This window comes from Olavius algarvensis spirochete endosymbiont (assembly GCA_900608495.1).
Taxonomy (GTDB): domain Bacteria; phylum Spirochaetota; class Spirochaetia; order DSM-2461; family DSM-2461; genus UBA2779.
Map to the genome: position 1 here is coordinate 19,806 of UWYT01000031.1, position 9,201 is coordinate 29,006.

Below are 9,201 nucleotides of genomic sequence, written 5' to 3' on the forward strand. Positions count from 1 at the left end.
TAAGTATACATTGTGAAATGATAGTGCATAAACAGCTATAGTTTAGTATGATTACGCAAATTGAACTACAAGGAGCTGGCAATGGCCGAAAAAGAAGCACTGGTTGTAGCCTCCAAGATAAAGGCCTATATCAGGACAACAGCGAATATGAAATGCTCATCTGCCGTCATCGACAATCTTTCCGACAAGGTGCGTGAAATGTGCGACGAAGCCATCGAAAACGCAAAATCCGCGAAACGGAAAACAGTACAGGAAAAAGATTTCTAGGTTGATGTCGAGCCCCTAAGATATCTCAAAAATCATTCTTTGCCGGAGCAAGTATCTCACCTATATCTCACTCCGGTTTTCCTGTACCCGTCGTAACACGTAATGAAGGAGCTGCCCTTTCTCACAAAGCGTGTATGAGTTGGCCGTTCCCGGGCGAACCCCGCCTTTTTTGAGAGGCATGAAATGGCCAAGGCATCATCATTGCGGCCTCAAGTTCGCTGTCCTTCGCCGACTTTTCCCGTGTAGCTTATGAGCACAAGGCACCGAACTTAATCGGCATAGCCGCTTGGCACACAAAATGTCGCCGACACAACTTCGCTGTTTGAAGTGGCGTGGTTTGTCTGTGTGGCAAATCTTTTCTGAGCGCCGTACTCGGAAGGCGGTCCCAGAGGCGCATATTGCGTTGCCATTTTCGACGAGGGCAGATACCCGGATTCTATCCTCCCAATCTCATATGACGCACTAGCTATTTTACCTTGCGAAACAACGGTCTCCGGCGTCCCAGTTTGCGGTTTAATCTTCTGCGTTTAACCGCGGCTTGTTCCTTTTCCATGGTAAGTCGCAGTTTTTTTCGTTGAATTTCTTCCTTTAGAGCCAGAATCCACGGACTCATCCCTGAATCCATTTTGTTCGGTTCCGAGTCGGAAATACTTGCAACTTCTTCATCAATTCCATTGGTTCCCCTTAGAGTGGCATCCGTGAAAATAGCGGTGCACAGATCTGCGGCCACCAGGTTTGCCCTGCTCAGATTGGAATTTGAGAAATCACAGTGGTCAAGGCGCGCTCCTCTGAAGTTCGTTCCCACAAGGGAAGCGCCTTGCAGTTTCGCTCCGGCAAGATTGGCACGAGTCAAATTCGCCCCGCTCATATCCGCATCACGGAGATCGGCGCCCATCAGATTTGCTTCGCCGAGCGATAGATCTCTTAGCGATGCTCCGGCAAGGCGCGCGTGAGTAGTGGCACTCATCTTGCGTGCATAGCTATTCCACAGGCTGATATCCCCCCTGCGTGCCGACTCAATCAGGTAGGCCAAATGCTGAGGGTTGCCCCGGAAATTGCTTTGTACCCCCAACGCTACCTCCATTCTAAGAGCTATGTTAAGCTAAGCTGTGGCCGAAGTCTATGTGCGAGCTGCTAGTCCCAACCTAGTGTCATCCGGATACGGCTCACTTCCACATCCTTGCGAATCACTTCCGGAAGTTCGAACTTGAGGAGTTGTTCCAGTACCTTTTCGCGTTCCTTGTTTTTCCCAAGCTCTCGATAGGCGCAGCTAAGAGCATAGTGATTTCGATAATCGTGCGGTGCGAGTCTGATAGATTTCTGCAATAGGCGCAAGCCGTCGGATTTTTTCCCAACTATGCTGTAGAGTATGCCCAGATTCCGAAGCGCGGAAGCATTGTGCGGGAAAATAGCGAGGGATTTGCGAAGATTTTTCATGGATAGGTTGATATCGCCTATTCTAAATCTGGCGCAGCCGAGCGCTTCCCATGCGTAAGGGTTTGAATTGTCGTTGCTGATGTAATGAAGCAGGGCGCGAATTGCCTTATCGTTTTCTCCAGTTTCCGTGTAGGCAATTCCTATATCGCATATTGCTCGAAGGTTTGCCGGGTCTTCCAGGATAATTTCGGAAAGAATAAGCTTGGCTTCCTCAAATGCACCTTCGCGCATAAGTAGCTCTGCTTGGTCTATCATTTGCATCTCCAAAGGCCAATAAATTCATTAACGGACCCTAACCCTGAATGATTAAGCAAAAACCTCTCTTCCTTAGCCAAAGCATTTCTCTGTGAACAACGAACTTGTTTAATGCGTCGATGAAGGTGTATCCTCATTGTCGCGAGGGCTTTTATGAGGCTAGGGAACTATTCGGATTGCGCCCTTATCCGCGCTGGTGGCCAGATGGGCATAGGCCTTTAATGAATCGCTTACGATTCTCTTGCGCCGAGGCTTCCAGGCGGCTTCGCCTTTAGCTGATTCCGCTCGCTGACGGCGGGCTAGTTCGGTGGCGTCTAGGCGGAGATTGAGGCTTCGTTTTGGGATGTCTATATCGATTATGTCTCCATTTTGAATCAGAGCAATCGCGCCTTCCGCCGCCGCTTCCGGAGATACGTGACCGATGGAGAGCCCCGAGGTGCCGCCGGAGAAACGCCCGTCTGTCAATAACGCGCAAACTTTGTCCAAGCTCCGCGATTTCAAGTAACTAGTGGGATATAGCATTTCCTGCATGCCAGGCCCCCCTTTGGGTCCCTCAAAACGGATTACAATCGCATCTCCAGCGACGATTTCTTCATCCAAAATGGCCTTAACGGCCGCTTCCTGGGAGTCAAACACTTTTGCCACACCCGAAAACTGCAGGTTTGCTTCATCTACACCCGCGGTTTTCACCACTGCGCCATCTTCTGCCAAGTTGCCGAATAAAACCGCAAGGCCCCCGTCCTTTGAATAGGCATTTGCAATTTCTCTGATGCAGCCTGAGGTTCTATCCAGATCCAGCTCCTTATAGCGAGCGGACTGACTACCCATCAGAATGCTGCGGCGTCCTCCAGGTGCCGCTCGATAGAGTAGTTTTGCAGCTTTGGAAGAGCTTCCTCTAGCTATGTCCCATTCATCCAATGCTGCCCCAAGACTGGGCGCGTCAATTCGATTGACAGTTTCATCTATGAGCGCCGCTCGGCTAAGCTCGCCAAGTATGCCAAGAATACCGCCAGCTCTGTGGACATCTTCAATATGATACTCCCTCGAGTTGGGACTCACCTTGCACAGACACGGAACCTTCCTGCTAAGCCTGTCTATATCGCTTAGGTTGAAATCCACCCCTCCACTTCTTGCAATCGCCAGTATGTGAAGTATCGTGTTGGTAGAACCCCCCATAGCGATGTCAAGGGTCATGGCGTTTTTGAAAGCCGCCTTGTTTGCAATGCTGCGTGGTAGAACCTCAAAATTTCCCTCGTTATAGTAACGTTCGGCGAGCTTGACTACCAGCTTGGCCGCACGAACAAAAAGTTCAGCCCTATCGGCGTGAGTTGCCAAAATGGTGCCATTGCCCGGTAAGCCCAAACCGAGAGCCTCCACAAGACAATTCATCGAATTGGCGGTAAACATTCCACTACAGGAGCCACAGGTGGGACAGGCGGCATTTTCCACTTCTTTCAGCTCCTCTTCGCTTACCGATTCATCGCCCGCCATTACTATGGCATCGACAAGATCCAATCTCTTCCTACCCATCCTTCCGGCTTCCATGGGACCGCCGGAAACAAAAACTGTTGGGATATTCAGTCTCATAGCGGCCATTAGCATTCCGGGGGTTATCTTGTCGCAATTGGAAATACACACCAGGGCATCGGCGCAGTGGGCGTTAACCATGTACTCAACGCTGTCGGCTATTATTTCCCTTGAGGGCAGGGAGTAGAGCATTCCCCCATGCCCCATGGCAATTCCATCATCCACCGCGATAGTGTTGAATTCTGCGGCAAAGCAACCCTCCTTTGCGATTTGCTTTTTCACCAATTGTCCAACATCATGCAGATGTACATGCCCGGGAACAAACTGCGTGAATGAATTGGCAATGGCGATGAGTGGTTTGGACATCTGGGATTCAGTCATCCCATTCGCTCTCCATAGAGCTCTGGCGCCGGCCATCAGACGCCCATTCCTGTTCGTAGCGCTTCTTAGTTTATTGGTCATTGATAGCTCCCGCCGGAACAGTATAAGCAGAGATGTCCAGTTTATGCTAGATTCATCCTAAGCAGCCGTTGTCTAGGCGGGGTGATCGGGAGGCGTGGTTGACCTGCGGATATTCTGGACGACGATGTAAGAAGAGTATGTAATCACAACGCCTATAGCGCCGGCCATGGATAAATTATCAGGGTACGGAAGATTCCTGCTCGCTGACTCGGCACAGGTTTACGCGGAAAATCCTCCAAATGCGAAGTGAAAGCCAAGAGGGGCTGGCAATCTGGAGAATGGAAGTATATCCTGCCATTTCTGGGTGACAATCGCAGAGGTAATCGCCGGAAATGCAGATAGGGCCTGGCAAATTGCACCCGCCCGGCGGGGAGAATTTAGCGATTTTCATCACACTGAGCCCTATATTTATGCTCAGATGATTGCTGGGAAGGAAGCTGGGCGATACGGTGAGGCTCCTGGTTTGCCGGAACCGTGGCATGGAGTTTTGTTGTGATTAGCCGGTATGGGTGTTGGGCCTTACCGGAATGAACTGGAAATTGATCCCCTTGTTCCAGCCGATTGAGATGTCTTTACCGTGAAGCGCTTGTTTCGTAACGAGCGCTATGAGATTGGTTTTGAAAATCGAAATCGTAGCGGCAGCCGTGGCGTTAGATTGATAAACTTCGATGGAAATCCATGGGGAACACTGTTACTCCCTCGAGCGATGGGGGCACATCTGGCGGAGGCAAGTATGGCTGGTGTCAATTATCATATGCATAATGAATTTTGCGATGGTGAGGGTTCCATTGAGGATTATGTTCGAGCTGGCATGGAAAGGGGGTTCGCTGCGCTTGGGTTCAGTTCCCACGCTCCGATTCCAGTGGAGAACGATTGGACATTGAATGAAGAGCGTCTCGGTTTGTATCTTACGGAGCTAGAGCGACAGAGAAAAAAGTGGAATGGCAGGATTGAAATTTACAAGGGCCTGGAGATTGACTATATTCCCGGTTCACAGTCTCCGGAAGATTTCAGGTGGAGCAGACTTGGCCTGGATTTTGCGATTGCATCGGTGCATTGCACCTGCCCTTTGGAACGGAACCCCAATTATGCCTGCGTTGACAGTTCTGAGAATGCGATTAAATGGCTTCTCGACAATATTTATCAGGGTTCGTTCGAGCTTCTAAGCGAGGCGTACTTTGCTCGAATTGCAGAGTTGGTGCGGCTTGATGGCTTTGATATTCTGGCTCACTTCGATGTGATAAAGAAGAGGAATAGTGATGGCAAATATTTCTCAGAGAATGCCTTATGGTATCGGCGCCATGTTGCTCTCGCCCTGGAGGCCCTTGCGGCGAGCGATAAGATTATGGAACTCAATACTGGTGCGATATGTAGGAACGCCATGGATGTGGTTTACCCTTCGCCATGGATATTGGCTGACGCGGCAAAGCGGGATATTAGAATTATAATCAATTCGGATGCCCATCGCCCGCGAGATATTGATTGTTACTTTGAGGAGTCGATTGCACTTTGCAAGGATGTCGGCTATAATGAGCAATGGGCGCTTTTAAATGGAGCTTGGACAGCGCTGTCAATATAGAGTCTGGTTAACTATGATACTTCAAGTGCTACACGATACAGTTCCGGTTCCATACGAACAGGCATTGACCCGCCAGTACGAACTCCATAAAAATCGTCTGGAGAACAAAATTCCCGATACGCTTTGGCTCCTTGAACATCCTCCGGTTATCACTACTGGACTTCGCAAGAAACAAAGCCATAATATCCTGATTAATCCCTTCACTCACGGTGTAGCTGTTGTCAATAGCGATAGGGGTGGCGAGGTTACTTATCATGGACCGGGGCAATTGGTTGGTTATTTGATTACATCGATTGAGATGCATCACTGCCGGGTGCGTGCGCTAGTGAAAAACATCGAGGCCGCTTTTGTCCGATATCTTGCCGATTTGCATAACATCGAGGCAAATACCTATCCGGAGCATACCGGTGTTTGGGTTGGTCACGATAAAATCACCGCCATCGGCATCGCCTTAAAAAAAAGAATCACACTCCATGGTTTTGCCTACAACGTTAACACCAATCTATCCCATTTCGATTGGATAGTACCGTGCGGTATTATTGATGGCGGCGTAACTTCTCTCGAAAAGTTGACGGGCAATTCGTACAATCTTGTTGCAGAAGGTTATGCAATTGCGTGTGCATTGGGTGAGACTTTGAGTTATACTAAACTGGAGATTAATCTTTAGCTTTTCTTCCAAGTTTTGATTCTAGGATGATGATATGGGGAAGGACGATTACAAGAAGCGGCTAACGCAAACGGGCAGAAACGATCTCTGCCTCTGTGGTTCGGGGAAGAAGTATAAAAAATGTCATTTGGGAGAAGATGAAGCGTCGGAACGTGCGGAATCGGCTGCCGTGGCCTCCGAGCGGGAGGCAACTCAGGCCGGGACCGATCTTGACGAGCAGAATGGCAATAAGACAAATAAATGGCGTAACGAAAGACAGAAGGTTGGCAGAGCACGTAGCGGTTCGAATACGCACCCGAATATTCCACGCCGAGGTGCCGTTTAGCTAAATGATTCCTAAATAGGCGCGTTTAACAAAATTTCACCTCGTGCTTCAGTTTTTGGGTAGTGAATCCAACTCTTTTAGCCAGGTGTCTGCCTGGATATCGGAGGGCATTCTCCAATCCGCACGCGGAGAGAGCGCGATTGTTCCAATCTTGGGGCCGTCAGGCAGGCAAGAACGTTTGAACTGCTGGGAGAAGAAGCGTACATAAAACACCCGCAGCCATTTCCTGATAGTTCGAAGTTCGTAGATAGTTTTGAAAGCGTTTTCAGCAAGAGCAGATACCTTGCTCGGACCGAAACCATAGCGGATTGCGTAGTACAAGAAGAAATCATGCAACTCGTAGGGGCCTATCTCATCCTGGGTTTTTTGGCTTATATTGCCTTTCGAATCCGGAGGCAGTAATTCGGGGCTGATTGGAGTATCCAATATGTCCAGCAGTGTATCGCGAATCTCGTTCAGGGGATGATTCTCGACAAACCACCTAATTAGATATTGAACAAGTGTTTTGGGAACCCCGGAATTAACTGAATAGTTCGAGATATGATCGCCACTAAAGGTGCACCAGCCCAGAGCCAGTTCAGAGAGGTCGCCAGTTCCGACAACCAGCGCATCCAGCATATTGGCTTTGTTCATAAGAAGGGCGGTTCGATGTCTGGCTTGAATGTTTTCAAAGGCGATGTTGTCGGCCTGACCGCTGTGACTGAGTTCTTTCATCTGCAGCTTGCAGGATTCTCGGATGTCGATGGTTTCGAGTTCGACATCGAACGCCGTGCATAGCCTTTTTACGTTTTCAAGGGTTCTCTTTGTGGTGCCGAAGCCAGGCATGGTTAGGGCGTGAATTCTATCGCGGGGCAGCGAAAGTCTATCTAAGGTATTGATTATCACCAACAAGGCGAGTGTGGAATCCAGGCCGCCGGATAAGCCCAGTACAATCTTTTTGAAATTGCTATGCTCCATGCGCGTTGCCAGCGCCGCGGCTTGGATAGAAAGTATTTCCTTGCAGCGCAGATTTCGTTCCGCTTCGCTGGATGGTACGAAGGGGTGGGGAGAAATTGTTCTAAGAATTCTCTTTACTCCGCCCATGACAGGAGCTTTGAGCGCTATGTTGTTGTAGCTGAGTTCCCCGAGTTCTCTTTTTGCGGCAGACCCAAAGCTGCGCGAAATTCTGCGTTCGTGATTGAGTAACTCCACATCGATATCAGTAACCAACTGATCGGCTCCCACTGGAAAACGTTGATTTTCAGCAAGGATTCGTCCGTTTTCTGCGATCAGAGCGTGGCCTCCGAAGAGAGTATCAGTGCTGGATTCACATGGACCCGCCGAGCAATATATGTAGGCGGCAAGGCATCTGGCAGATTGATTTCTTATAAGTTCGCGCCTGTAATCTGCCTTGGCAACCAGTTCGTTGGAGGCAGCAAGGTTTAGCAATATCTGAGCCCCGGCGATGGCATGCCTGGAGGATGGCGGAATGGGAGCCCAGAGATCTTCGCAGATTTCCACTGCGAAGCTAAGGCGTTCATCGTGGGTGAAACAGAGTTTGGTGTTGAAGGGTACAGAGAACCCGCCTATTTTCACGTGCGTCTCCCTGGCTTCGTATGACGATGCGAACCAACGGTTTTCGTAATATTCCTGTGAATCGGGCACGTAGGATTTGGGCACAATGCCTAGGATTTTGCCGCCTTGGGCAACCAAGGCGCTGTTGAACAGCCGACCTTGTTGAGAGATGGGCAGGCCGAAAACAATTATTCCTTCGTTACACTCTCTTATTATACTTAGAGTTTGGGTTTCTATTTCCTCCAGAAGACAGGATTGAAAGAATAGATCCGCACAGGTATAACCACTTAGGGAGAGTTCCGGAAAGAGTATTAAATCTGCGCCGATATTGCGGCAGGTGATATAACTTTGAATAATGGAGTTGGCGTTGTATGCTGGATTCGCCGGCTTCATGGTGGGAATGGCACAGGCAACGCGAAGGTAGCCATTAATACTCATAGCCCATTGTAACAATCCGAGTTACCGATTGCCAGTATGCCTGTTTCAGACTTCGGAACGCGAGGCGCCGCAATTGGAGGCTTTGGTGGATAAGTTTGAGAAAAGGCGACACCAGGCGTGCTGGCGGCATTTAAGTACAAAAAAATATATTCGGTTTACAATCCGTTCATATTTGAAGGCGATACTCTTAGGTATAAGTATTTTGAGGAGGTATTTAGAATGAAGTTTATTGCTGCTGTGGTTCTGGTTTTTTATGTAGCCGTGGGTGCATTTGCTTCCGGCGAGAACCAGTATAAAGAGATTTATCCTAGTGAATGGGGCATCGAAGGTTTCGTGGAGGGGGTGTCTGAACTTCAGGTTTATACCGGAACTTTCAGGATGGAAGAAGGCTCGTATCCAGCGATTCTTACCGATGATGGAGAACTCTACTATCTTATGGCTCCAGGTATGTTTAGCGGAAGCGACATGCTCTCAGCCGAGGGTGCGGCTTTGAGTATTGAGGCTTTTAAAGCGCCTTTTTCGTCTGTGCACTTGATGGTTGTTTCGGCCGAGGTGGACGGGGAAGAGATTAACTTGGAGTGGTATGATCCTAGGGGATATGATCCTATGGGGTATGGTCCTTGGGGATATGGTCATATGGGGTATGGTCCTAGGGGATATGGTCCTATGGGGTATGGTCCTAGGGGATAT

The 9,201-nt window shown here is 49.2% G+C and carries 10 protein-coding genes; 6 read left to right on the plus strand and 4 right to left on the minus strand.

Annotation, left to right across the window (positions count from 1 at the left end):
* Positions 1-60 precede the first annotated feature (60 nt).
* Positions 61-267, plus strand: coding sequence for a hypothetical protein (locus S1OALGB6SA_RS00635; RefSeq protein WP_124032217.1), 207 nt, complete (start codon positions 61-63; stop codon positions 265-267).
* Positions 268-733: 466 nt separating this feature from the next.
* Here the strand turns inward: S1OALGB6SA_RS00635 and S1OALGB6SA_RS00640 are convergent, their stop codons facing one another.
* The 3 genes from S1OALGB6SA_RS00640 to ilvD form a co-directional block, all read right to left on the minus strand.
* Entirely contained in the window at positions 734-1,339 is a 606-nt protein-coding gene (locus tag S1OALGB6SA_RS00640) for a pentapeptide repeat-containing protein (RefSeq protein WP_195910213.1), read from the minus strand.
* Between the two features lie 62 nt (positions 1,340-1,401).
* Positions 1,402-1,959, minus strand: coding sequence for a tetratricopeptide repeat protein (locus S1OALGB6SA_RS00645; RefSeq protein WP_195910214.1), 558 nt, complete (start codon positions 1,957-1,959; stop codon positions 1,402-1,404).
* Positions 1,960-2,118: 159 nt separating this feature from the next.
* Positions 2,119-3,948 (minus strand): dihydroxy-acid dehydratase, encoded by a 1,830-nt coding sequence (gene ilvD / locus S1OALGB6SA_RS00650; RefSeq protein WP_124032220.1) that lies wholly within the window; start codon positions 3,946-3,948, stop codon positions 2,119-2,121.
* 271 nt (positions 3,949-4,219) lie between these two features.
* On the opposite strand from ilvD, the gene S1OALGB6SA_RS00655 reads away from it, so the two are divergent.
* The 4 genes from S1OALGB6SA_RS00655 (at position 4,220) to S1OALGB6SA_RS00670 (ending at position 6,519) form a co-directional block, all read left to right on the plus strand.
* Positions 4,220-4,444, plus strand: coding sequence for a GH36-type glycosyl hydrolase domain-containing protein (locus tag S1OALGB6SA_RS00655; RefSeq protein ID WP_124032221.1), 225 nt, complete (start codon positions 4,220-4,222; stop codon positions 4,442-4,444).
* 81 nt (positions 4,445-4,525) lie between these two features.
* Complete coding sequence (locus tag S1OALGB6SA_RS00660; protein ID WP_124032222.1) at positions 4,526-5,527, plus strand: histidinol-phosphatase; 1,002 nt, start codon at positions 4,526-4,528, stop codon at positions 5,525-5,527.
* A gap of 25 nt (positions 5,528-5,552) precedes the next feature.
* Positions 5,553-6,194 (plus strand): lipoyl(octanoyl) transferase LipB, encoded by a 642-nt coding sequence (lipB, locus tag S1OALGB6SA_RS00665; protein WP_195910216.1) that lies wholly within the window; start codon positions 5,553-5,555, stop codon positions 6,192-6,194.
* A gap of 34 nt (positions 6,195-6,228) precedes the next feature.
* Positions 6,229-6,519: an SEC-C metal-binding domain-containing protein gene (locus tag S1OALGB6SA_RS00670; protein ID WP_124032224.1), complete on the plus strand. Its 291-nt coding sequence runs from the start codon at positions 6,229-6,231 to the stop codon at positions 6,517-6,519.
* A 48-nt stretch (positions 6,520-6,567) separates the two neighbouring features.
* On the opposite strand, the gene S1OALGB6SA_RS00675 is transcribed toward S1OALGB6SA_RS00670, so the two are convergent.
* Entirely contained in the window at positions 6,568-8,511 is a 1,944-nt protein-coding gene (locus tag S1OALGB6SA_RS00675; protein WP_124032225.1) for an NAD(+) synthase, read from the minus strand.
* Between the two features lie 117 nt (positions 8,512-8,628).
* Between S1OALGB6SA_RS00675 and S1OALGB6SA_RS00680 the strand changes: the two genes are divergently transcribed.
* A partial coding sequence (locus S1OALGB6SA_RS00680; protein ID WP_230204327.1) for a hypothetical protein occupies positions 8,629-9,201 on the plus strand: 573 nt, incomplete at its 3' end.